The organism is Nocardia sp. NPDC055165 (genome assembly GCF_053606985.1).
Window position 1 is genome coordinate 191,063 of the sequence record NZ_JBSGSS010000003.1, and the last position, 21,819, is coordinate 212,881.

At 68.4% G+C, this 21,819-nt stretch carries 21 protein-coding genes and 1 pseudogene; 10 read left to right on the forward strand and 12 right to left on the reverse strand.

Annotated elements, in window-relative coordinates:
* Positions 1–108 precede the first annotated feature (108 nt).
* Entirely contained in the window at positions 109–1,485 is a 1,377-nt protein-coding gene (locus ACWFRF_RS07660) for a replication-associated recombination protein A (RefSeq protein WP_378989015.1), read from the forward strand.
* A gap of 12 nt (positions 1,486–1,497) precedes the next feature.
* Here ACWFRF_RS07660 and ACWFRF_RS07665 read toward each other — a convergent pair whose 3' ends face one another.
* Together ACWFRF_RS07665 and ACWFRF_RS07670 are read right to left on the reverse strand one after the other, a co-directional pair.
* The gene (locus ACWFRF_RS07665) at positions 1,498–1,893 is read right to left on the reverse strand and encodes a hypothetical protein (RefSeq protein ID WP_452449240.1); all 396 of its coding nucleotides are present in this window, start codon (positions 1,891–1,893) and stop codon (positions 1,498–1,500) included.
* A gap of 56 nt (positions 1,894–1,949) precedes the next feature.
* A complete protein-coding gene (locus ACWFRF_RS07670) occupies positions 1,950–2,669 on the reverse strand; it encodes a helix-turn-helix transcriptional regulator (protein ID WP_452449241.1) in 720 nt (239 codons plus the stop codon).
* Positions 2,670–2,765: 96 nt separating this feature from the next.
* On the opposite strand from ACWFRF_RS07670, the gene alaS reads away from it, so the two are divergent.
* From alaS to ACWFRF_RS07695, 5 genes are all read left to right on the forward strand, one after another.
* Positions 2,766–5,429, forward strand: a complete 2,664-nt coding sequence (gene alaS, locus ACWFRF_RS07675; RefSeq protein WP_452449242.1) for an alanine--tRNA ligase — start codon at positions 2,766–2,768, stop codon at positions 5,427–5,429.
* Positions 5,429–5,977: a Holliday junction resolvase RuvX gene (gene ruvX, locus ACWFRF_RS07680; RefSeq protein ID WP_452449243.1), complete on the forward strand. Its 549-nt coding sequence runs from the start codon at positions 5,429–5,431 to the stop codon at positions 5,975–5,977. Before alaS ends, ruvX begins: the two co-directional genes overlap by 1 nt.
* Positions 5,974–7,500, forward strand: coding sequence for an endolytic transglycosylase MltG (locus tag ACWFRF_RS07685; RefSeq protein WP_449966051.1), 1,527 nt, complete (start codon positions 5,974–5,976; stop codon positions 7,498–7,500). Before ruvX ends, ACWFRF_RS07685 begins: the two co-directional genes overlap by 4 nt.
* A 1-nt stretch (position 7,501) precedes the next feature.
* Complete coding sequence (locus ACWFRF_RS07690) at positions 7,502–8,314, forward strand: shikimate dehydrogenase (protein WP_452449244.1); 813 nt, start codon at positions 7,502–7,504, stop codon at positions 8,312–8,314.
* A 114-nt stretch (positions 8,315–8,428) separates the two neighbouring features.
* The gene (locus ACWFRF_RS07695; protein ID WP_379315194.1) at positions 8,429–8,872 is read left to right on the forward strand and encodes a B-4DMT family transporter; all 444 of its coding nucleotides are present in this window, start codon (positions 8,429–8,431) and stop codon (positions 8,870–8,872) included.
* Between the two features lie 105 nt (positions 8,873–8,977).
* Here ACWFRF_RS07695 and aroB read toward each other — a convergent pair whose 3' ends face one another.
* The 4 genes and pseudogenes from aroB to ACWFRF_RS07715 form a co-directional block, all read right to left on the reverse strand.
* The gene (aroB, locus tag ACWFRF_RS07700) at positions 8,978–10,096 is read right to left on the reverse strand and encodes a 3-dehydroquinate synthase (RefSeq protein WP_101467074.1); all 1,119 of its coding nucleotides are present in this window, start codon (positions 10,094–10,096) and stop codon (positions 8,978–8,980) included.
* An 866-nt stretch (positions 10,097–10,962) separates the two neighbouring features.
* Positions 10,963–11,508, reverse strand: a pseudogene (locus ACWFRF_RS07705) (shikimate kinase); the annotation flags it as partial.
* 56 nt (positions 11,509–11,564) lie between these two features.
* Complete coding sequence (gene aroC, locus ACWFRF_RS07710) at positions 11,565–12,773, reverse strand: chorismate synthase (protein ID WP_387444442.1); 1,209 nt, start codon at positions 12,771–12,773, stop codon at positions 11,565–11,567.
* Positions 12,774–12,955: 182 nt separating this feature from the next.
* Positions 12,956–13,429: a prepilin peptidase gene (locus ACWFRF_RS07715; protein ID WP_449966044.1), complete on the reverse strand. Its 474-nt coding sequence runs from the start codon at positions 13,427–13,429 to the stop codon at positions 12,956–12,958.
* A 161-nt stretch (positions 13,430–13,590) separates the two neighbouring features.
* Here ACWFRF_RS07715 and ACWFRF_RS07720 point away from each other — a divergent pair, with 161 nt between their 5' ends.
* From ACWFRF_RS07720 to ACWFRF_RS07735, 4 genes are all read left to right on the forward strand, one after another.
* The gene (locus ACWFRF_RS07720) at positions 13,591–14,712 is read left to right on the forward strand and encodes a M24 family metallopeptidase (protein WP_378989024.1); all 1,122 of its coding nucleotides are present in this window, start codon (positions 13,591–13,593) and stop codon (positions 14,710–14,712) included.
* Between the two features lie 64 nt (positions 14,713–14,776).
* Entirely contained in the window at positions 14,777–15,340 is a 564-nt protein-coding gene (gene efp, locus ACWFRF_RS07725) for an elongation factor P (protein WP_067452307.1), read from the forward strand.
* A gap of 2 nt (positions 15,341–15,342) precedes the next feature.
* Positions 15,343–15,861, forward strand: coding sequence for a transcription antitermination factor NusB (nusB, locus tag ACWFRF_RS07730; RefSeq protein WP_378626982.1), 519 nt, complete (start codon positions 15,343–15,345; stop codon positions 15,859–15,861).
* Between the two features lie 3 nt (positions 15,862–15,864).
* Positions 15,865–16,131: a YciI family protein gene (locus tag ACWFRF_RS07735; protein WP_378989026.1), complete on the forward strand. Its 267-nt coding sequence runs from the start codon at positions 15,865–15,867 to the stop codon at positions 16,129–16,131.
* Positions 16,132–16,192: 61 nt separating this feature from the next.
* Here ACWFRF_RS07735 and ACWFRF_RS07740 read toward each other — a convergent pair whose 3' ends face one another.
* The 6 genes from ACWFRF_RS07740 to ACWFRF_RS07765 form a co-directional block, all read right to left on the reverse strand.
* A complete protein-coding gene (locus tag ACWFRF_RS07740) occupies positions 16,193–16,852 on the reverse strand; it encodes a hypothetical protein (RefSeq protein WP_452449245.1) in 660 nt (219 codons plus the stop codon).
* A 74-nt stretch (positions 16,853–16,926) separates the two neighbouring features.
* The gene (locus ACWFRF_RS07745; RefSeq protein ID WP_452449246.1) at positions 16,927–17,979 is read right to left on the reverse strand and encodes a hypothetical protein; all 1,053 of its coding nucleotides are present in this window, start codon (positions 17,977–17,979) and stop codon (positions 16,927–16,929) included.
* Positions 17,980–18,031: 52 nt separating this feature from the next.
* Complete coding sequence (locus ACWFRF_RS07750) at positions 18,032–18,904, reverse strand: inositol monophosphatase family protein (protein ID WP_378989029.1); 873 nt, start codon at positions 18,902–18,904, stop codon at positions 18,032–18,034.
* A 32-nt stretch (positions 18,905–18,936) separates the two neighbouring features.
* Positions 18,937–19,572 (reverse strand): hypothetical protein, encoded by a 636-nt coding sequence (locus ACWFRF_RS07755; protein ID WP_452449247.1) that lies wholly within the window; start codon positions 19,570–19,572, stop codon positions 18,937–18,939.
* Complete coding sequence (locus ACWFRF_RS07760) at positions 19,572–20,480, reverse strand: hypothetical protein (protein ID WP_378989031.1); 909 nt, start codon at positions 20,478–20,480, stop codon at positions 19,572–19,574. The genes ACWFRF_RS07755 and ACWFRF_RS07760 overlap by 1 nt, the downstream gene beginning before the upstream one ends.
* A 72-nt stretch (positions 20,481–20,552) precedes the next feature.
* Positions 20,553–21,806 carry an SLC13 family permease gene (locus ACWFRF_RS07765; RefSeq protein ID WP_452449248.1) on the reverse strand — a complete coding sequence of 418 codons (1,254 nt, stop codon included), beginning with the start codon at positions 21,804–21,806 and terminating at the stop codon, positions 20,553–20,555.
* Positions 21,807–21,819 lie beyond the last annotated feature (13 nt).

Here is a 21,819-nt window from a genome sequence, read left to right on the forward strand (position 1 = left end):
CCCACGAATCGCTCGGGCGCAAGTCGACCGGAGGATTGTTGGTCAACTGTCCATCTATGTGGCAGGTCCTGGTCGATCTCCGGGGTCGGTTGGTGAGCTTCGCAGGACATGTCCGAGGGCCTCGGTACCCTGCACAACGTGAGCGACAGCCTTTTCGACGTGCCCGGCGAACACGCGTCCGCCGAACCCGGCGCCGATGCGGTGTTCCGTCGCGACTCCGGCGCGCCGCTCGCCGTTCGCCTGCGCCCGGCGAACTTGGACGAGGTGATCGGACAGACGCATCTGCTCGGTCCCGGGTCTCCGCTGCGTCGGCTCGTCGAAGGGTCGGGTGCGGCATCGGTGCTGCTCTACGGCCCGCCCGGCACCGGAAAGACCACGCTGGCCTCGTTGCTCTCGCAAGCCACCGGCCGTCGGTTCGAAGCGCTGTCGGCGCTCTCGGCCGGCGTGAAGGAGGTGCGGGCGGTGATCGACCTCGCCCGGCGCAGGCTCGCCGCGGGCGAGCAGACCGTGCTGTTCATCGACGAGATCCACCGCTTCTCCAAGACCCAGCAGGACGCGCTGCTGGCCGCCGTCGAGAACCGGGTCGTGTTGCTGGTCGGTGCGACCACCGAGAACCCCTCGTTCTCCGTCGTCTCCCCGTTGCTGTCGCGCTCGCTCGTCCTGCAACTGCAACCGCTCACTCCCGACGACATCCGCGCGGTCCTCGCCCGCGCGATCAGCGACCCGCGCGGTCTCGCCGACGCCTACACCGTCAGCGACGACGCGATCGAGCACATCGTGCGGATCGCGGGCGGCGACGCTCGCCGCGCGCTCACCGCGTTGGAGGCGTCGGCCGAGTCGGCGACCGAGGGCGCCGTCGACCTGGAAACGGTCGAGGCGACCGTCGACAAGGCCGCCGTCCGCTACGACCGGGCGGGCGACCAGCACTACGACGTGATCAGCGCGTTCATCAAGTCCATTCGCGGCTCCGATGTCGACGCCGCCGTGCACTATCTGGCGCGCATGCTCGCCGCGGGCGAGGACCCCCGCTTCATCGCGCGCCGCTTGATGATCCACGCCAGCGAGGACATCGGCATGGCCGACCCGATGGCCCTGCAGACCGCGACAGCGGCCGCCCAGGTCGTCCAGCAGGTCGGCCTGCCCGAATGCAAACTCGCCTTGGCGCAGGCCACCATCCATCTCGCGACCGCCCCGAAATCCGGTGCGGTGACCACCGCGATCGGCACGGCGATGGCCGATGTCTCGCGCGGCAAGGCCGGTGCCGTCCCGCCGTACCTGCGCGACGGTCACTACGCGGGCGCAGCCCTGCTGGGCAACGCCCAGGGCTACAAGTTCCCGCACAAGTACCGCGAAGGCGTCGTGGCCCAGCAGTACCCACCCGATGAACTGGTCGGCACCGACTACTACCTGCCCACCGACCACGGCAACGAACGCACGATCGCCCCGCGTCTGGAAAAGCTGCGCCGCATCATCCGCGGCAAGTGAGGCGGGGTGCGGTCAGTCGAGCGTGAACGGACCGGCGCCACCGACCGACCACACCTTGCGCAGTTGCCCGCCGACCGCTTCGAAGACGTCGATCCCGCCGTGCGCGGGAATCTCGTCGTGGGTTGAATGCCAACGGACAGCGAATGTGCCGGTGCCGGTGGCATCGAGACCGCCGACCGCGTCGGAATCGACGACGAACCCGACGCCGGGTCGCTGCGCCCGGTATTCGGCGACGAACGAGGCGAACGCCGCGGGCCCGCGCAGCGCGTCGGTGATGTCGCGGGTCGGCGAGGCGAAACGGATGCTGAAGTCGTCGGTGAGCAACGCCGTCGCGAGTTCGGTGCTGCCGTTCCACAGCTCGGTCCAGGTCGCGGCGAGCTGATCGGCGGTGACGGTCGTGGTTGTCATGGACTGCTCCTTCGAGTCGGGCCGCGGCGGGTGCGGCGGCCTGCGTCATCCAGAATTCAGTCGTTGCGCGACAACGGTGTGTCGGTGATCGCCGTCACATCGATGAGCGTGCCGAAGCCCGTCGGGATCGCCGACAGGTCCACCTCGCGTTCGGGAGCCGCCTCGTCCAGGACGTCGGCGGCCAGCACCCGATCGAGCCGAAATCCCCGCAGCCCCGCCCGCATCCGGCACCAGGCGTACAGAAACCACTCCTCGCCCGCCAGGAACGCCAGCGGTTCCACTTCCCGTGAGGTGGTCACGCCCTCGCGGTCGGCGTAGTCCAAGCGCAGCACTCGCCGCCGGATCACCGCGTCGAGAATCGCGGGCGAGACCGCTCTCGCCGGATCTACCGGCAGGAACCGGATCCGCTCCACCAGCGCGGTAGCGCGCACTCGGTCCTGTTCGGGCAGGACCGCCACGATCTTGTGTACCGCCGAAGCCGCCGCCGCGGCGAACGGCGTACCGGCCAACCGTGGCAACGCCACCGCGAGGGCGGTGGCCTCGGCCGTCGTCAGACTCACCGGAGCGAGCGTTCGATGCCGATCGAGCGCGTACCCGCCCGAGCGCCCCGGCACGGTCATGATCGGCACCCCGGCCTGGGCCAATGCGGCCAGATCGCGTTCGATCGTGCGGGTCGACACCTCGAAGCGGGCCGCGAGCTGCCGGGCGGTCCGCGGTCGCGGGCTGTAGGCCCGCAGTTCCTCGGCGAGTGCGTAGAGCCGCTCGGTTTTCGTCACGACGCGATTGTCGTCGATCCACTGTGCCACCGGCGTGGCGCGGACCACCCCGGTCGATGAAAAAGCACCCGCACCGGCCCGGTAGGCTGGGTATTTGTGCAGACCCACGAGATTCGACGACGGTTCCTGGACCATTTCGTCCGTGCCGGACACACCGAGGTCCCCAGTGCTTCGCTGATCCTGGCCGACCCCAACCTGTTGTTCGTCAACGCAGGCATGGTCCAGTTCGTTCCGTATTTCCTCGGTCAGCAGACCCCGCCGTACGCCACCGCGACCAGCGTGCAGAAGTGCGTGCGCACCCTCGACATCGAGAACGTCGGCATCACCACCCGCCACAACACGTTCTTCCAGATGGCGGGCAACTTCAGCTTCGGCGACTACTTCAAGCGTGAGGCCATCACGCTGGCCTGGACGCTGCTCACCGACAGCGTGGAGGACGGCGGCTACGGCTTCGATCCCGAGCGCCTGTGGGTCACCGTCTACCTCGACGACGACGAGGCCGAGCGGATGTGGCTCGAGATGGGCGTGCCCGCCGACCGCATCCAGCGCCGCGGCATGGCCGACAACTACTGGTCGATGGGCATCCCCGGCCCGTGTGGCCCGTGTTCGGAGATCTACTACGACCGCGGCCCCGAGTACGGCGTCGAGGGCGGCCCGGAGGCCGACGAGGACCGCTACATCGAGATCTGGAATCTCGTGTTCATGCAGAACGAGCGCGGCGCGGGCATCTCCAAGGACAACTTCGAGATCCTCGGCCCGCTGCCCAAGCAGAACATCGACACCGGCATGGGCGTCGAGCGGGTCGCGTTCCTGCTGCAGGGCGTGGACAACGTCTACGAGACCGACCTGATGCGCCCGATCATCGACAAGGCCGAGGAACTCACCGGCCGCTCCTACGGCGTCGAGCACACCGACGACGTGCGCTTCCGCGTGATCGCCGACCACGCCCGCACCGCCGCGATGCTCATCGCCGACGGCGTGAACCCCGGCAACGACGGCCGCGGGTATGTGCTGCGCCGCCTGCTGCGCCGCATCGTGCGTTCGGCGCGCCTGCTCGGCGCCGAGAAGCCGGTGATGGCCGAGCTGATCAAGGTCGTCACCGACCTGATGGCGCCGTCCTACCCCGAGCTGGCCACCGACTTCTCGCGCATCGAGACCGTGTCGGTCGGTGAGGAGATGGCGTTCCTCAAGACCCTCAACACCGGCGAGACCCTGTTCGACAACGCCGCCACCGCGGTGAAGTCCAAGGGCGGCAAGCAGATCACCGGCTCCGACGCGTTCGCCCTGCACGACACCTACGGCTTCCCGATCGACCTCACCCTCGAAATGGCCGCCGAGGCGGGCCTTTCCGTCGACGAGGACGGTTTCCGCTCGCTCATGGCCGAGCAGCGCAAGCGGGCCAAGGACGACGCCCAGGCTCGCAAGCACGCCCACGCCGACCTCACCGTCTACAAGGAACTGGTCGACCGTGGCGCCACCGAATTCACCGGTTTCGACGAGCTGACCTCCGAGGCCACTGTGCTGGCCCTGATCGCCGACGGCGTGCGCGTCCCGGTGGTCACGGCAGGCCGCGACATCGAGGTCATCCTCGATCGCAGCCCGATGTACGCCGAGTCCGGCGGTCAGATCGCCGACCGCGGCACCATCACGGCCTCGGGTGTGAAGCTGCAGGTCAACGACGTGCAGAAGATCGCCAAGAAGGTCTGGGTACACAAGGCCACCGTCGAGTCGGGCCAGCTCACCGAGGGCGATGTCGTGCTCGCGCAAGCGGATCCGGCCTGGCGTCGCGGCGCCACCCAGGGCCACTCCGGCACGCACATGGTGCACGCCGCGCTGCGCCAGATCCTCGGCCCCAACGCCGTGCAGGCGGGTTCGCTGAACAAGCCGGGTTACCTGCGGTTCGACTTCAACTGGCAGGGTGCGCTGTCGGAGCAGCAGAAGGCCGATATCGAGGCCGTCTCCAATGACGCTGTCGGCGCGAACTTCCCGGTGAACACCTTCGTCACCGATCTGCCTAACGCCAAGAAGATGGGCGCGATGGCGCTGTTCGGCGAGAACTACGGCGACGAGGTGCGCGTCGTGGAGATCGGCGGCCCGTTCTCGATGGAGCTGTGCGGCGGCACCCACGTGGAGCACTCCTCGCAGATCGGCCCGATCACCCTGCTGGGTGAGGCCTCGGTCGGTTCCGGTGTGCGCCGCGTCGAGGCCTTCGTCGGCCTCGACTCCTACAAGTACCTGGCCAAGGAGCGGGCGCTGCTGGCCGGTGTCGCGTCGTCGCTGAAGGTGCCCTCCGACGAGGTGCCGGGGCGCGTGGAGCAGCTCGTGGAGCGGCTCAAGGTGGCCGAGAAGGAACTGGAGCGCACCAAGATCGCCGCGGTGCTGTCGTCGGCGGGCACCTTCGCCGAGCAGGCCGAGCGGGTCGGTGCGGTGCGTCTGGTGGCCGCCGCGGCGCCCGAGGGTGTGTCGGCCGGTGACCTGCGGACGCTGGCCACCGATATCCGTGGCCGTCTCGGCAGTGAGGCCGCCGTGGTCGTGCTGCTCGGCAACGTCGAGGGCAAGGCACCGTTCGTGGTGACCGTGAACAAGGCCGCCCAGGATCTCGGCTTCAAGTCCGGCGATCTGGTCGCGGCCTTCGGACCGAGTATCGCCGGGCGTGGTGGCGGCAAGCCGGAGATGGCGCAGGGCGCGGGCTCGGATCCGTCGGGCATCCCGGCCGGTTTGACCGCGGTCCGCGCCCGGGTGGCCGAACTCGCCGGCTGATGACCACCCCTGGTTCGTCCAGCGAGGAATCGGCCGACCGCCCCGACCCGGAGACCGACCCGGGTCGGGGCCGCCGGATCGCGATCGACGTCGGTAGCGTGCGCATCGGAGTCGCCTCGAGCGACCCCGACGGTATCCTCGCCACCCCCGTCGAGACCGTCGCGCGCGCCAAATCCGGTGGGCGCGCGGGCCCACCCGTCGATATCGCAAGAATTGCCGACATTGTGCGGGAATACGAAGCGGTCGAGGTGATCATCGGTCTGCCACGCACGCTGCGCGGCGAAAACGGCACCGCGGCCGCCATCGCGCGTAAGTTTGCCAAGCAGTTGCGCCGGGTGATCGACCCGATTCCGATACGCCTTTCCGACGAACGTTTGACTACGGTGTCTGCTGCACGTGCGCTGCGCGACAGTGGAGTTCGCGCACGTGGCCAGCGGCAGATGATCGATCAGGCGGCAGCCGTGTCGATTCTGCAAGGATGGTTGGACGAGCGGAGTTCGGTGTTGAAGGACGCAGCAGATACGGCGAGGGTCGGAGACGATGCATGACCGACCGATGGACCAGGGCCGAGGAACGCTACCGGGCTCGGGAAGCTGATCGGCGCTACCCCCGCCGCGACGACTGGGGGCTCGATGCCCGCACGGTGCGTGAGGACGCGGCGCCGGATCGCGGCGAGTGGGACGAGGACGGCACCGACGTCATCCCGCGCTATGAGGACGAGGTCTACGACGACCAGGTCCTGGAAGACGTCCTCGAACCGGAACCCGAGCCGGAGCCGGTCGTTCCGCCGCGTCGCGTCGGGCAGCGCGCCGCGACGGCCGAGCGTGGCCGTCCTCGCGCGGGGTCCGGCCGGAACAAGCCGCCCGGCCGGAACAAGCCGTCGGGACGCGCCAAATCACGGATCGCCTCGCGGAAGGCGGCTGAGCGCAAGAAGCGCCGCCGCAATATGTGGGTGATCGCGGCGGTGTTCGTAGTGCTGGTCGTCTCCGCGGCCGGTTTCGCCGGGTACAAACTGATGGGCAGTCTCGCGCCCGCCGAGGATTTCGCGGGCCCGCCCGGCGAACTCGTGGTGGTCCAGGTGCACTCCGGTGACACCGCCACCCAGATCGCCGACACCATGAAGGAAAAGGGTGTCGTCGCCAGTTCGGAAGCGTTCTACGAAGCGGCCGTGCGCAATTCGAACATGAACAGCGTGCAGCCCGGGTACTACGCGGTGCAGAAGAACAGTCCCGCCGCGCACGCGGTGACCTCGCTGGTGTCGAAGGACTCGCGCGTCGGCAACGTCGTGATCTCGGAGGGGCGTCAGCTGCACAACCGGCGCGACGTCCACACCGGCGCCCCCACGGAAGGCATCTACACCAAGATCGCCGCCGCCAGCTGCCTCGGCGCCGGCTCCGCCGCCAAGTGCGTCACCTACGAGCAACTCGATGCCGCGGGCGCCAGTGCCGACCTGGCCGCTCTCGGCGTGCCCGACTGGGCCAAGGCGTCGGTCGCGGCCGCTCCGGACCGGCGCAGGCAGCTCGACGGGCTGATCTCCGCGGGCACCCTGGATTTCGATCCCAGCGGCGGGGCGGTACAGATCCTGCGTCAGCTGATCACCGCGAGCGCGGCGCTCTACGAGTCCACCGGATTGTTGCGTTCGGGCGCCGAAACCCAGCTCAACCCCTACCAGACGTTGATCGCGGCCTCGTTGGTCGAACGCGAAGCGCTGGCACCGGACATGCCGAAGGTCGCGCGGGTCATCGTCAACCGGCTGCGGATCGACCAGCCGTTGCAGTTCGACTCGACGGTGAACTATTCGCTGGAGGAGACCGAGGTCGCCACCACCGACTCCGACCGCAACACCGTCACGCCGTGGAACACGTACGCGATGTCGGGTCTGCCCGCCAATCCGATCTCCGCGCCCTCGCTCAAAGCCCTGCAGGCGATGGAGAATCCGGAGCCGGGGAAGTGGCTGTACTTCGTCACGATCGACAAGAAGGGCACCACCCTGTTCACCGAGAGCTACTCCGAGCACCTGCGCAATATCGTGAAGGCCGAGCAGAGCGGCATTCTCGACAGTGGGCGCTGAGATGGGTCGCAAGGCCGCTGTCCTCGGTCAGCCGATCGCGCATTCGCGCTCGCCTCAGCTGCACCTGGCCGCCTACCGCGCGCTGGGCCTCGACTGGAGTTACGAGCGGATCGAATGCGATGCCGCGCGGCTGCCCGGGCTCGTCGGTGAGCTGGGCCCGGAGTGGGTCGGGCTGTCGGTGACGATGCCGGGCAAGGAAGCGGCGCTGGCGGTGGCTGCCGAGCGCACCGAGCGCGCGGTGCTGGTCGGCTCGGCCAATACCCTCGTGCGCGTCGATGCCGGGTGGTCGGCGGACTGCACCGATGTCGACGGCGTACTCGGTGCGTTGCGCGGTGGTGGCGTCTCGGCGATCGACGAGGCTGTCGTGCTCGGTGCCGGCGGAACGGCCAGGCCCGCGTTGCTTGCCCTGACCGAACTCGGGGCGAAAAAGGTCACGGTGATCGCCCGTGATGCCGGACGGGCACGCAGCGCACTGGAATTGGCGGACCGTCTCGGCCTGCGGGCCGCGGTCGTGCCGCTCGACAGGGAGCAGGTGCGCGCGGCGTGCGCGTCGGCCGCGGCGGTGGTGAGCACGGTGCCCGCCGAGGCGGCCGCGGTGATCGCGTCGGCGGTAGCCGTGGCACCGGTCGTGCTCGATGCGATCTACAACCCGTGGCCGACCCCCCTCGCAACGGCGGTCGAGGCCGCCGGGCACACGGTGGTCAGCGGCCTGCAGATGTTGCTGAATCAGGCCTACGGACAGGTCGAACTGTTCACCGGTCGACCTGCGCCGCGTGCGGCGATGGCCGCTGCGCTGGAAGCGTCCCTTCCGTAGCAGTAGGCGACGGCTCCGGTGGCTGCCGCCGAGTGCGGTGCCGAATCCTCGACGTCACCGACCGATCTGTCGAATTGACACCGGTTCTAGTTTTTGCCCGCTAAGGTGTTCTTCATGACCGCTTGGGTGTTACGAGCCACCGTCCTCGGCGCGCTGGTCGTCGCCCTGCGTGTTCTGCTCGGCCTCGTCATGGCCTCCTGGCCGACCTACGGCACCTTCTGGCGCGCGGCCTGCCTGCTCGCCATCGTCGCCGTGGTAGTCGCCTGGGGCGTGCGCGACGGCCGCACGGGCGCCGACGGCCTCACCGTCCGCTGGTTGGCTGCCGGGTTCGGCGCGGGGCTGGCCAGCTCGGCCGTGTGCTGGGTCCTCGATCAGGTGCCCGGAATCGAACTCGGCGACGCCGGGATCCTCTACGAACTGACGTCCGCGGCATCGTTCATCCTGCTGCTGATCTTCCTGCCCGCGCTGGCGGGTGTCGCCTTCGGCTACTCGCGGTCGCGCCGTTCGAGCGAATCCGCCACCGGCGCCGCGGAACCCGAATTCGCCACCGCGAACTGAGCGGAGTCGTTCTCTCGGGAACGGCACCGGCCGCGAGTCGACCCTTCGAACCTGTTCGCGCCCCACCACGGTGCCGGGGCGCGAACAGGTGCCAGAGTGTGGATCTCAGAGCATGATCGGTGACGTGCCCGGGGTGGTGTCGCGGGCGATGGCCGAGTAGGCGGCGGCCAGCAGCGACGGATCAGGGCCCTCGAGGCGGCCGGGCTTGGCCAGACCGTCCAGGATCACGAAACGCAGCACACCGGATCGGGTCTTCTTGTCGGTTTGCATCGCGTCCATCAGGTGGGGGAGCGCATCGCCGTCGTAGGAGACGGGCAGGCCGACGCTTTCCAGGATGGTGCGGTGCCGATCGGCGGTGGCGTCGTCGAGACGGCCGGCCAGTCGGCCGAGTTCGGCGGCGAAGACCAAGCCGACGGACACCGCGGCGCCGTGACGCCAGCGATAGCGCTCGCGGCGCTCCACGGCGTGGCCGAGGGTGTGGCCGTAGTTCAGGATCTCGCGCAGGCTCGATTCCTTGAGGTCGGCGGCGACCACGTCGGCCTTGACCTGGATGGCGCGCCGGATCAGTTCGGGCAGCACATCGCCGGTGGGGTCGAGGGCAGCCTCGGGATCGGCCTCGATGAGGTCGAGGATCACCGGGTCGGCGATGAAACCGGCCTTGATGATCTCGGCCATGCCCGCCACGATCTCGTTGCGCGGCACCGTTTCCAGGGTCGCCAGGTCGACCAGCACGGCGCTGGGCTCGTGGAAGCTGCCCACGAGGTTCTTGCCCGCCTCGGTGTTGATGCCGGTCTTGCCGCCGACCGCGGCGTCGACCATCGCCAGCAGCGTGGTCGGCACGTGCACGATGCGCACCCCGCGCATCCAGGTGGCGGCGACGAAGCCGGCCAGGTCGGTCGCGGCGCCGCCACCGAGACTCACGATGGCGTCGTTGCGGGTCAGGCCGATCCGGCCGAGCACCTCCCAGCAGAACCCGGCCACGGCCAGTTCCTTGCCGTCCTCGGCGTCGGGGATCTCGATGCGATGCGCGTCGATCCCGGTGTCGGCCAGTGCTTTACGCACCGCCTCGGCGGTTTCGGCCAGCGGCGGCTGATGGAAGATCGCCACGGTCCGCACGGCGTTGCCCGCGTTGACCGCTTCGACGAGATCGCCGAGCAGTCCGCGGCCGATGATCACGGGGTACGGGTCGGCGGTGCGAACCTGGATGATGTTCGGCTCTGTCACGTGCGCTGCTCCGATTCTTTCTGGTCATTGTTATTGCGTCGTCCGCCGCGTCGCCGCGGTTGCCCGCGTCGTCGGCGTTCGTTGGCGCCGGTCCCACGCTCCGCGTCACCGGATGGTCCGGCCCGCTGCACCTGTTGTGGTGCCCCGGTCCGGCTTTCCACCGAAGACTCCGGGGTAGTCGAACCCGACGGTCCGGCAGGCTCGCCACCGCGCTGCCCGGCCCGCCCTGGGGCGCCTGCCTGACGGCTCGCCGTCCGCCTGCCGCGACCGGCATTGCGACCGGTCGCCTGGCCTCCCGTGACCGGGCTGCGGCCGCCTACTCGACTACCCGGCGTGCTGCGATTACCCGTCCGGCCCCCGGCGCCGGCAGCGCGGTTGCCCGGCTGGTTTTCGGCTGTACCCGCGCGGCCCTCTGATTTCGAGCTCGCGCGGTTCTCCGGACTCTCGGCCACCGAGCCGCCGGTTTCCCGGGTGGCCACGGTGGTTGCCGGCCGGATCCGCGCACCGCCTCGGCGCGACCTGCTACGCCGGGACCGTCGACCGGCGGTCGTGCGTGACTCACTCTGCGCCGCACCCGCTGTGCGAGTGGCGCCGGTGGTGTCGTCGACTGCCGCCCGATCGGTCGCGGATTGTGTTGCCCCCGAACGGTTCCGATCATCCGGGGCGTCGCGGCGTTCGATGGCCGCCACGCCCGTCTGGTCGGCACCACTTCGGCGTGCGGCGGCGGCGCGGGCCCTGGCGCGTCGCCTGTTCTTGGACCGATTGCTTCCCGTTCCGGGCCTGCCGGTGACCGAACCCGAAGCGGGCGAGGTGTTTCCGGCGTTCACACGTGGAGATTGCAGATCGGTACGCACCGATTCGAGACCGAGCTTGGCCAGGATCATTCGCACCACCCGACCCGGACTCCGCCCGTCGGTCCGCACACGCACGGAGGCGATCTCGCGGTAGAGCGGGCGACGCTCGCGCATCAGATCCCGATACTTGGCAGCGGGGTCGACTCCGTTGAGCAGTGGACGGGTACTGCTGGCGCCGGTACGCCGAACCCCTTCGGACACACTGATTTCCAGGTAGACGACGAGAGCGTCCCGCAGCAGGTCCCTGGTTCGTTCGGACAGCACCGAACCGCCGCCGAGGGAAACCACGCCGTCGTGCTCGAGCACAGCGCGGCGCACCACCTGTTCCTCGATCCGGCGGAACTCCGTCTCACCGTCGGTGGCGAAGATGTCGGGAATCGTGCGGCCGGTATCGGCCTCGATCCCCGCGTCGGTGTCGTAGAGCTCCACCCCGAGTTCCCTGGCCAGCTTGCGCCCGATGGTCGACTTCCCCGAGCCGGGCAACCCGACCAGCACCACGCGTGCCGCAGGCGCTGTCCGGTCGTCACCGCCGGTGTCAGGAGCTCCGGGCTCGACGATCGCCGGTGAGGGGCCCGCGTCGCTCTCCGGCGCGGTCCCCTCCTGCCCCTGCGCGGTCACGGGATACGGCTGTCCGCGGGCACGTGTGGGCGGCTACCGATCCGCTTGACGTAACTGGTGATGTTGTCGACGGTCTCGGCCAGCGAGTCGCCGCCGAACTTCTCCAGCGCGGCCTGCGCCAGCACCAGCGCCACCATCGACTCCGCGACCACGGCCGCCGCGGGCACCGCGCACACGTCCGAGCGCTGGTGGATGGCGACGGCTTCCTCACCGCTGGACATGTCGACCGTCGACAGCGCACGCGGCACAGTCGAGATCGGCTTCATCGCGGCGCGCACCCGCAGTGCTTCGCCGTTGGTCATGCCGCCTTCGAGGCCGCCCGCGCGGTTGGTCGAGCGCAGGACGCCGTCGGGGCCGGGACGCATCTCGTCGTGGGCCTGGCTGCCGCGTCGTCGCGCGGTCTCGAACCCGTCGCCCACCTCGACACCCTTGATCGCCTGGATGCCCATGAGGGCGGCGGCCAGGCGCGAATCCAGACGCTGCTCACCGCTGACGAACGAACCGAGCCCGATGGGCAGGCCGTCCACGATCACCTCGACGACGCCGCCGAGGGTGTCGCCGTCCTTCTTGGCCGCTTCGATCTCCGCGATCATGGCCGCCTCGGCGTCGGCGTCGAACGCCCGCACGGGGCTGGCGTCGACCGCGTCGAGATCGGCCGGGCCCGGTGTGACGCCGGTGGTGTTGGCGGCGGCGCCGATCGACACCACATGCGAGATGACCTCGACACCGAAGGCCTGACGCAGGAAGTTGCGCGCGAGTGTGCCTGCTGCGACCCGGGCCGCGGTCTCCCGGGCGCTGGCCCGTTCGAGCACCGGACGGGCATCGTCGAAGCCGTACTTGAGCATCCCGGAGTAATCGGCGTGACCGGGGCGCGGGCGGGTGAGCGGCGCGTTACGCGCCATTCCCGCGAGCTCGGTCTCGTCGATCGGATCGGCCGACATCACTTCGGTCCACTTGGGCCACTCGGAGTTGGCGATCTCGATGGCGACCGGGCCACCCATGGTGCGGCCGTGGCGTACGCCACCGACCAGGGTGACCTTGTCGGCCTCGAACTTCATCCGGGCGCCGCGCCCGTAACCGAGCCGGCGGCGGGCGAGCTGTGCGGAGACATCGTCCGATGTCACCTCGACTCCGGCGACCATCCCTTCCAGGAGGGCGACGAGAGCGGGACCATGGGATTCTCCGGCAGTTATCCAGCGCAACACGCCGACTATCTTCCCATGTCGACACGTGTAGTCGGGAATGCGGGCCGACGTGACGAGCGGCACGTAGGCGCCGAGGCGGGCCGCGCGGTGGCGGCCGCCGCCCTGATCCGGCCGAACCGGCCTGCTCCGGACCGCAGGCAACACCCCATCACAGGGTTCGTCTCGGCGCGTCGCGCTGCCGGTCATGCCAGTGCCATCGCGGTGACGGTGGCCAGGCACATCGCGGGGCCGTGTGGCACCAGCCGCCGTGCCGGTACCGCGCGCACCTGCCGCGAACCACGGCCCACCACCGCACGCAGCCGATCACCGCCGAGCAGCACGGCCGCGGCCGCGGCGGTGAGCAGCGGGGCGGCCACCGCGGCCCACACCCAGGCCGGCGGACCGGCGATCGCCGTGGCAGCTCCGAGCGACACCGCGAGCTTCACATCACCCGCGCCGAGCGCGGCCGGGGAGAGCAGGTGGGCGATCAGATACGGCATCGTCAACAGCGCGGCCCCGATCACCGCGGTCTCCAATTCCCCTGTCGAGAACGCGAACAGGAACACCGCGGCCGCACCCACGCCGGTCAGCGCGTTGGGAAGGCGACGGGCATGGATGTCGATGACGCCCAGCAGCAGGCACCAGGCGATGAGGCAACAGAACGCGGCAGTGGTCATGGGATCGATCGTGCTGGGCCGCGACCGCCGAAAGTGGGCCGTACCCGAGAATGTGGATAACGTCCGCGCATGTGGACAACGCCGTATCCACCTCGCCCACCGACACGAAATCCTGGGTATCGCGTGCCGACGTGTCGCCCGTCGGGCGGTAGCGTTGACCCATGTGTGCTGACTACACGGCTCCCGATTACGCGGCCCGGCGCGGTGCCCTGCGGAGCCTGCTGGTGGAAAACGGTGTCGACGCGTTGCTGGTGACCGATCTGGTCAACATCCGCTACCTGACCGGCTTCACCGGATCCAATGCCGTTGTGCTGGTGCATTCGTGGGATATGCGCGGAGCCGAGGACCGCACCGTCATCGGTACCGACGGCCGGTACTCCGCTCAGGTCGCCGAACAGGTCCCCGATCTGCAGGCCGAGATCTGCCGGGCCACCGCGCGCCGCGTTCTCGAGCTGACCGGGGAATGGCAGCTCGGTCGCGTCGGCTTCGAGAGCCACGTGGTGACCGTCGATCAGCACACCGCGTTCCAGGAGCTGCGCACCGGGCTGCAACTCGTCCCCACCTCGGGTCTGGTCGAACAGCTGCGCATGGTCAAGGATCCCTACGAGGTCGACCAGCTCGGCGCGGCGTGCACGGCCGCCGACAAGGCGCTGGCCACCCTGCTCGAGCGGGGCCTGCTGCGTCCGGGCCGCACCGAGAGACAGGTCGCCCGCGACCTCGAATGGGCGATGTTCGAGCACGGTGCCGATGCGATCTCGTTCGAGACGATCGTCGCCGCGGGCGCCCATTCGGCCATCCCGCACCACCGGCCGACCGGCGCCGTCCTGGCCACCGGTGACTTCGTGAAGTTCGATTTCGGCGCGGTGGTCAACGGCTACCACTCCGACATGACCCGCACCCTGGTCCTGGGGACCCCCGCCGATTGGCAGCGGGAGATCTACGAACTGGTCGCCCGCTCGCAACGCGCGGGCACCGAGGCGCTCGAACCCGGCGCGCAGACCAGCGAGGTCGACGCGGCGGCCCGGATGATCATCGAAGAAGCGGGGTACGGCCCGCAGTTCGTGCACGGTCTCGGTCACGGCGTCGGGCTGCAGATCCATGAAGCACCCGGAGTGGCGAAAACGAGTACCGGTACACTTCTGGCTGGTGTGGCGGTGACCGTCGAACCTGGTGTATACCTTCCCGGCCGCGGCGGGGTCCGGATCGAGGACACGCTCGTGGTACGCGAAGCGGGCCCGGAACTGCTCACCCGCACCAGCAAGGACTTGATCGTCGTCGACTGACGTCGGCGCGCAGAACGCAGTAACCCCCAGTACGCAGTAATACGAACGAGGAGATCCGAGGACAGTGGCGGACACCAGCGACTTCAAGAACGGCCTTGTGCTGAAGATCGACGGTCAGCTTCAGCAGATCATCGAATTCCAGCACGTGAAGCCGGGCAAAGGCCCCGCGTTCGTGCGGACCAAGCTGAAGAACGTCGTGTCCGGCAAGGTCGTCGACAAGACCTTCAACGCGGGTGTCAAGGTCGAGACCGCGACCGTCGACCGTCGCGACATGACCTACCTGTACCACGACGGCACCGACTACATCTTCATGGACGGTGACACCTACGACCAGATCTCCATCCCGGAGGCCACCATCGGTGACGGTGCCCGCTTCCTGCTGGAGAACATGGGCGTGCAGGTCGCCGTGCACGAGGACGCGCCGCTGTTCGTGGAGCTCCCCGTCACCATCGAGCTGGTCGTGCAGCACACCGACATCGGCCTGCAGGGCGACCGCTCCACCGGCGGCACCAAGCCCGCCACCCTGGAAACCGGCGCCGAGGTGGCCGTTCCGCTGTTCATCAACACCGGTGACAAGCTGAAAATCGACTCGCGCGACGGCAGCTACCTCGGCCGCGTCAACGGCTGATCGTGACCGACTCCCCGGCAGACAAGAAGGGCTCGTTCAAGAAGCTCGGCGCGCGCCACAAGGCGCGCCGCCGGGCCGTGGACCTGCTGTTCGAAGCGGAGGCGCGCGATGTCGACGTCTCCGTGCTGCTCTCGGATCGCGCTGAGCTGGCGACCCGCGACCAGAGCGTGGCTCCCGTGCACGCCTACACCACCACCCTCGTCGAGGGCGTCGCCGACGATCTCGACCGGGTCGACGGCACCATCGAGGGCTACCTCCAGGACTGGACTCTGCAGCGGCTGCCCGCGGTCGACCGGGCCATTCTGCGGATCGCGGTGTGGGAGCTGTTCCACGCCACCGACGTGCCCCCGGTCGTCGCGGTCGACGAGGCTGTCGAGCTGGCCAAGGAACTGTCCACCGACGACTCCCCGTCGTTCGTGAACGGCGTGCTCGGCCAGGTCGTGCAGGTGGCGCCGCAGGTCCGCGCCGCCGCGGCCGCAACGGCCGCCACGAAGGCCGCGCGTGGCGAGTCGGAGTCCTGAGGCGTGGCGCGCAAGTACCTTGTGATGGCCGAACGCACCCCGGCGTTCGACGCCTCGGTGATCGAACCGCACCGCACCTTCCTGCGGGACCTGCTCGCTGAGGGCCGACTCCAGGAAAGCGGTGGCTTCACCGACGGCACCGGCGGCGCCTATGTCATCCTGGCCGAAAGCCTCACCGCCGCAACAACAATCGCCCACTCCGACCCGCTGCACACCACCGGCGCCTCGGATCTGACGATCCACGAATGGGAAATCACCGTTTCGGCGTGAATCCCGTTCCCGCAGCCGCACGTTCCGAGTGAACGTGCGGCTGTTGTCGTACGCGGCCCGGTCAGATCTTGTGCAGGCAGAACGAGACCGCCGGTGAGGTGTGGATCACCGCTTTCGTCTCGCGAAACCGATTCCGCGTCGCGTCGCAGACGTTCCGGTCCTCGGCTTCGACGCGAGTATCGACCTCGAATGCCCCTGTGCCACAGGGGACCTTGCGTAGACGGTCGAGATGGAGCTTGACGTTGCCCGGGTCGTTGACACACTCACCGACTTTCGCGTTGAGGTGAGTGCACAGGTACTTCATGGGGCTGCTGGTGTACTTCCGGCGACTCCGCGAGAAGTCCATGTCACCGGTCGCGCATTTCTGCGTACTCCACGCGCTGGTGATGATCAACGCCGCGTCGGGGTCGGCGCATGCCCGTCGATGAAAGTCCCAGCCACCGCGCGTCGGATCGGTGTAGTACCCGCAATCGCCGGTTCGCTCCGTGTCCGATCGCGGCGAGAGCAGACCCCAGGCCATCAACCCGACCGCGCTGATCGGCACGAGCGCGACCAGCCCGAGCAGAACCCACTTACGTTTGCCGCCGAACAAGCGCGCAGTGCGCGCCTGTTGCTCCCGATAGCCCGGCCGTGTGCGACGACCGCGGGGCGGTCGCCACTGATCACTCGGTCGCGCCGGCTGCCCGGTCTGTTGTCCCTGCGGGATGTTCGGCTGCTCCACCCCGCCAGCTTGCCACCGGCGCAATCGAACTCGCATCGCGGCTGTCGTCTCGCACCCATACCGCGGGGCGAGCCCTACGCTGCCGTGTCGCCGGCGCCCCGGACCGCTCGATCGTGGTCCTGGAGTGCTTTCGTGATGATGTCGGTGACGTCGGCATCGTCGAAATCGCCGGGCAGGCCCATGCCCAGGGTGTCGAACAGGTCGCGTACCTGTTCGACAGTCGGCTCGTCGTCGAGCCGTACGGACGTCGCGCGGTCGATCGCGACCGGCCGGGATTCGGCGAAGCTGGTCCTGAGTTCGATGTTCCAGGAGTCGTAGTAGGGGCGGTCGCGCTCGATGATCATGGCGGGGAACCGCGGTCCGCGCTGGGTGACGATCAGAAAGCGGGTGGACAGGTCCCACCGGAACAGCGACACCGACGACGTCAGGCCGATCTGGATGTCGAGGAGCTGCGGCAGTCGTTGTTTGTGCCAGCATGCCGCGGCGATGGTGGCGTACACCTCGATCTGAGTGCCCTTGGCCGTCCAGGTGCGCGCGTCGTCGTCGGCGCCTTCGGCCAGCGAGCGGTAGAGCGCGGCGTAACGCGAACAGAGGTCGCGATCGGTCGGATCGAGAATTTCCAGGCGGACCAGCAGCTCTCGGCGATTGCGATGAGCCCGGTGCAAGCAATCGGGCAGCGTGACAACGCGGGTGTGAGCCCCGGTACCGCCTTTGAAGATCCAGCGATCGGTTTCGGTCCGTGCCTCGGCGAGCACGTCCGATACCTCGTCGCCCTTGGCGAATCGGACGGCCGACAAGCTGTCGAGCGTGCGCTGGGTGCTGGTGAGCAGTTCGTCGATCGCCGAGGCCCGGTCGCGCCGGTCGTTCAGCTCGTCCAGCGTGTGCGCGATATCGGCGAGGGACTGTCGTACCTGTGCGTTCATCGCCTCCTGTCGCCATCGGTCACGCAGAACGGCGAAGGCGATCACCCCGAGAGTGAGTGGGATGACCTTGGTCAGCAGCTCTTGCCTGGTGGGGTCGACCAGCCCGAGCACGCTCAGTGTGACAGCAAGAACAATGGCGATCGCGCTTTCGAAATTGCTCTTGATCCACACCGCAGCAGCGACGATGCGTGCGGGAAAACTCATGGCGGCCACCCCTTTTCGCCGACATCGCCGGTCATTCGTCCGGTGCGATGCGCTACAGGCTAGCGGGAGGCTCCGGTTTGCGCACGACGGACTTCACGAGCTGTGCCAGCTCGTCGACAGCGACAGGCCCACCGGCGAGGAAGCTCACTTCGCTCGACGGATCATCGATGGATTCGGGCAGCGGAGTTCGGTCGAAGTCGGTGATCTCGATGCCGCATTCACGAGCGATCACGCTACCTGCGGGGAAGTCGATCAACCCGGCGCGGTAGCCGACGAATCCGTGTATCAGCCCACGGCTCAGCATGATCCAGCACAGCAGGGGTGACCACAGCTGGATGAGACGTCGGGAATGGGTTTCCAGCGCGAGTCGAAGGGCGATGGCGGTGGTGTCGGTACGGCCGACCGGATACCCCTGCAACCACGCCAGGACTGGATCGCCGGGCGGTCGCGGCGGCACCTGGCGTCGCAGCGCACCGTGCGGCCCTGCGGCGCCTCGTCCCCGAATGGCCGACCAGGTGTTGCCGGTCATCGGTTCGTGCACGACACCCAGAACCGGGGTCCCGAAGTGGCACAACGCGATACCGATGCTGAACACCGGCAGACCGACTGCGAGATTGTTGGTGCCGTCGAGCGGGTCGACGAACCAGCACCATTCCGGCTCGCCGCGGAGTTCGCCGGATTCTTCGGCGATGACGCGGTGGTGGGGGAACGCTCGGCGCAGATCGCGAAGAATGATCTCCTCGGCGCCGAGGTCCAGATCGCTGACCAGGTCGCCGCCCGCGTCCTTGACCCGGATACCGAGCGGCTGAGTCAGACGTGAGTGGATGAGCTGCCCGGCGCGGATCGCGGTGTCACGTGCGGTCGCGGCGGCGCGCTCGATGACGTCGCGTTCGAGTGTGAGATCTATGAATTCGCTGTGTCGCACCGTTCCTCCAGGCCATTCGCGGGGCAATCCGTTCACAGGCGCGCCAGGACGGCTTCGGCCAGTTCCCGCGTTCGCTGGGAACTGTGCGGTGTGCGTTCGACACGATGATCGGTGGTGCCGGGATCGCCCAGCGACAGGTCGAGCTCGCCGGGGATGTGTTCGCCCAACACGATGGTGGCGGCGGCGCTCAACACGTCGGTGACGTGGAACTCGCTGTGCGGCAACGTGTACACGTCGCCGTCGCGGAACACCTCGCGCGATCGGCTGCGGTATCGGACCGAGCGGCGGGTGGCGTGGACGGTATCGCCGTCGGTGTCGCTACGAACCTCGAAAACCCGATGTGTGCCCGCGTCCGAATCGGCCGAGACATCGATGATCTCGTTGACGACCGTGCCGTACAGGACATGACTGACCAGATTCCAGCTATGGGCGTGCACCATCGATGTCGTCGGCGCGGCGGGCCGGTCGGTACTCCATACATGCAGGCAGATGCCGCGGCCCTCCTGTCGCCACACCGGAAAACAGGTGAACCCCAACGGATGCCGGACCGCGACGACCTCGACCACGCCTGCTGCCACGTCGGCCAGATAATCGTGCACCCAGGCACGCACCTCGGCGGTCGCGCCCGCAGCGGTGAGCAGCGAACGGAGCCGGGTGTAGGCGGGCATCAGTACGGGTTTCTCGGCTGGAGCGCACGGCGCACGATGTCGGCGACGTCGCGGTCGGTGAACGAGGTCGGCAGACCCAATCCCAGCGCGTCGAAGAGTCGCCTGGTCTGGTCGACGGAGGGTTCGTCCGCCAACGGCAGGTCCTCGCACCGATACAACGGAACCTGGCGGGTCTGTTTGAAACTGGCGACCAGTTCGCGGCTGAAGTCACGGTAGTAGGGCCGGTCGCGTTCGAACATGAGCGCCGGGGTGTTCGGGTTGTCCTGCGTGACGATGACGCAACTCGACGAGAGGTCCCAACGGAAGGTCGTCATCACCGCGGACAACCCGACGTCGATGGTGAGGAAGGTGAACCGTTGGCGGTACCAGCACGCCGCGAGCACCGTCGCGTAGGCCTCCTTGCGAGTGCGCTCAGTGGTCCACTGCTCGCCGGTGCGGTCGGCTTCCGGGGTGAGCGAGGACCGGAACTGCGCGTAGGTCTTGCACAGCGCCTCGTTCGACGGATCGAGGATCTCGATCTGCATGCGCAGGGGGCGTTGTTCACGGCGCGCGTTCTCTACGCACGCGCGCAGGGTGACGGCTCGAATGTAGGTTCCGGTGCCGCCCTTGAAGATCCACTGCTCGGTGTCGCGGCGGGCGAGGGTGTGCGCGTGGCCGATCTCGGGTCCGTAGAGCAGATGGACCGCGGTCGCGTCGCGGACCGCTTTGGTGGCGATCCGTCGGTCACGCAGCAGGGTGGTCGCGAGCAGAGCGAGCACGAGCAGTACTGCGCCGTCGATGACCGCCGGTTCGAGCTCGATCTGATTCGACAGTGGATCCATCACGGCGATCGCGCCGATGATCACCGCGATGGTCAGCGCCAGCGCGCCATCGACGTTGGTACGCAACCAGTTCAGCAGTCGCGACATCCCGCCCCCTCCCAGTTCGGTGATTCCAGGATAGGCCGCGCGACCGGGTCGGCGGGTCGGGAAGTCGAGAAGTCAGGCGATGAGCAGCAGCGCGGTGACCGCGGCGGCCGTCGCGACCACGGCCAGTGCGAATCCGGTGCAGACGAACCGGAGCATCGGAACGCGCACCTCGTGGGTGCGACAGAACTCCAGTCCGATCAGCGTCGCCAGCGATGCCCACGGCGTGACGACCGGCCCGACGTTCGTGCCGATGAGCAGCGCGAGCAGCTGTGTCCCGTTCTCCACCGGGATCACGGATTCCCCGGCGGTGTAGGCAGGCAGATTGTTGGCCACGTTGGACAGGCCCGCCCCCGCGGCCGCCGCGCGGAACGCCCCGGCGACACCGTCGTCGACGCCGATCAGGCCGTGCATGATGTCGTTGAGTCCCCATCGGCTCAATGTCGGCACCACCAGGAACAATCCGATGACGAAGATCAGCAACTGGAACGGGATCAGCGACCAGCGCAGCGCTGCGGGCCGCAGAATCGCGAAGGCGACGACCGCGATCGTGGCGGCCACCACCGCGGCGAGACCGATCTGATCACCGACCACCGGAATCGCGAGGATGAACAGCAAGCACGCACCGGCGGTCGCGTAAAGCAATGTCCGCGCACGCATTCCCTCGGTGCGGATGGGCTCCGGCGGCACGTAGCGGTCGGCGTCGCGACGATCACGACGCCAGTACCACAGCCACAGGAACAGCATCGTCACCGTGATCGAGGCGAGCTGGGGCGCCCACATGCTCGCCGCGAATTCTGTGGAGCTCTTGGCGATCCGATCCGCCGCCAGCAGATTCGTCAGATTGGATACGGGCAACAGCAGGCTGGCGGTGTTGGCCAGCCACAGCGTGGTGATCGCCAGCGGCAGCGGCGGGATGCGTGTCGGTCCCGCGAGCGCGAGCATGACCGGGGTCAGCAGCACGGCGGTGGTGTCGAGGTTCAGCAGAATCGTCGTCGCCGAGGCGAACGTCACGCACAGTGCGAACAGGGCGAGGTAGTTTCCGCGTCCGACGATCGCGATCCGATGCGCGATGACATCGAAAACCTTGGCTTCCCTGGTGAGTTCGGCCAGCACGATCACGCTGGCGAGAAAAAGCAGCAACGGCCCGACGCGACGCAGGTTCGCCGCCGCCTCGGCGCGGGGCAGCAGTCCGGTCGCGACGAAGGTCAACCCGACGAGCAGCAGGCCGACGCGAATCCGATCCAGCACCGACAGCCGTGGTCGTGGTAGCCGTGCCCACCACTGCGGTGGCGTGACGCGGCGGTGCGGGTCGACCTTTTCGGACACCGATCCATGATCG

Bases quoted from the DNA above. Each gene is read 5' to 3' on its own strand.
- ACWFRF_RS07745 (WP_452449246.1), bottom strand. From the start codon at position 17,979: ATGAGTTTTCCCGCACGCATCGTCGCTGCTGCGGTGTGGATCAAGAGC.
- ACWFRF_RS07665 (WP_452449240.1), bottom strand. From the start codon at position 1,893: ATGACAACCACGACCGTCACCGCCGATCAGCTCGCCGCGACCTGGACC.
- ruvX (WP_452449243.1), top strand. From the start codon at position 5,429: ATGACCACCCCTGGTTCGTCCAGCGAGGAATCGGCCGACCGCCCCGAC.
- ACWFRF_RS07760 (WP_378989031.1), bottom strand. From the start codon at position 20,480: ATGTCGCGACTGCTGAACTGGTTGCGTACCAACGTCGATGGCGCGCTG.
- ACWFRF_RS07720 (WP_378989024.1), top strand. From the start codon at position 13,591: ATGTGTGCTGACTACACGGCTCCCGATTACGCGGCCCGGCGCGGTGCC.
- ACWFRF_RS07685 (WP_449966051.1), top strand. From the start codon at position 5,974: ATGACCGACCGATGGACCAGGGCCGAGGAACGCTACCGGGCTCGGGAA.
- ACWFRF_RS07660 (WP_378989015.1), top strand. From the start codon at position 109: ATGTCCGAGGGCCTCGGTACCCTGCACAACGTGAGCGACAGCCTTTTC.
- ACWFRF_RS07690 (WP_452449244.1), top strand. From the start codon at position 7,502: ATGGGTCGCAAGGCCGCTGTCCTCGGTCAGCCGATCGCGCATTCGCGC.
- ACWFRF_RS07755 (WP_452449247.1), bottom strand. From the start codon at position 19,572: ATGCCCGCCTACACCCGGCTCCGTTCGCTGCTCACCGCTGCGGGCGCG.
- ACWFRF_RS07715 (WP_449966044.1), bottom strand. From the start codon at position 13,429: ATGACCACTGCCGCGTTCTGTTGCCTCATCGCCTGGTGCCTGCTGCTG.
- ACWFRF_RS07695 (WP_379315194.1), top strand. From the start codon at position 8,429: ATGACCGCTTGGGTGTTACGAGCCACCGTCCTCGGCGCGCTGGTCGTC.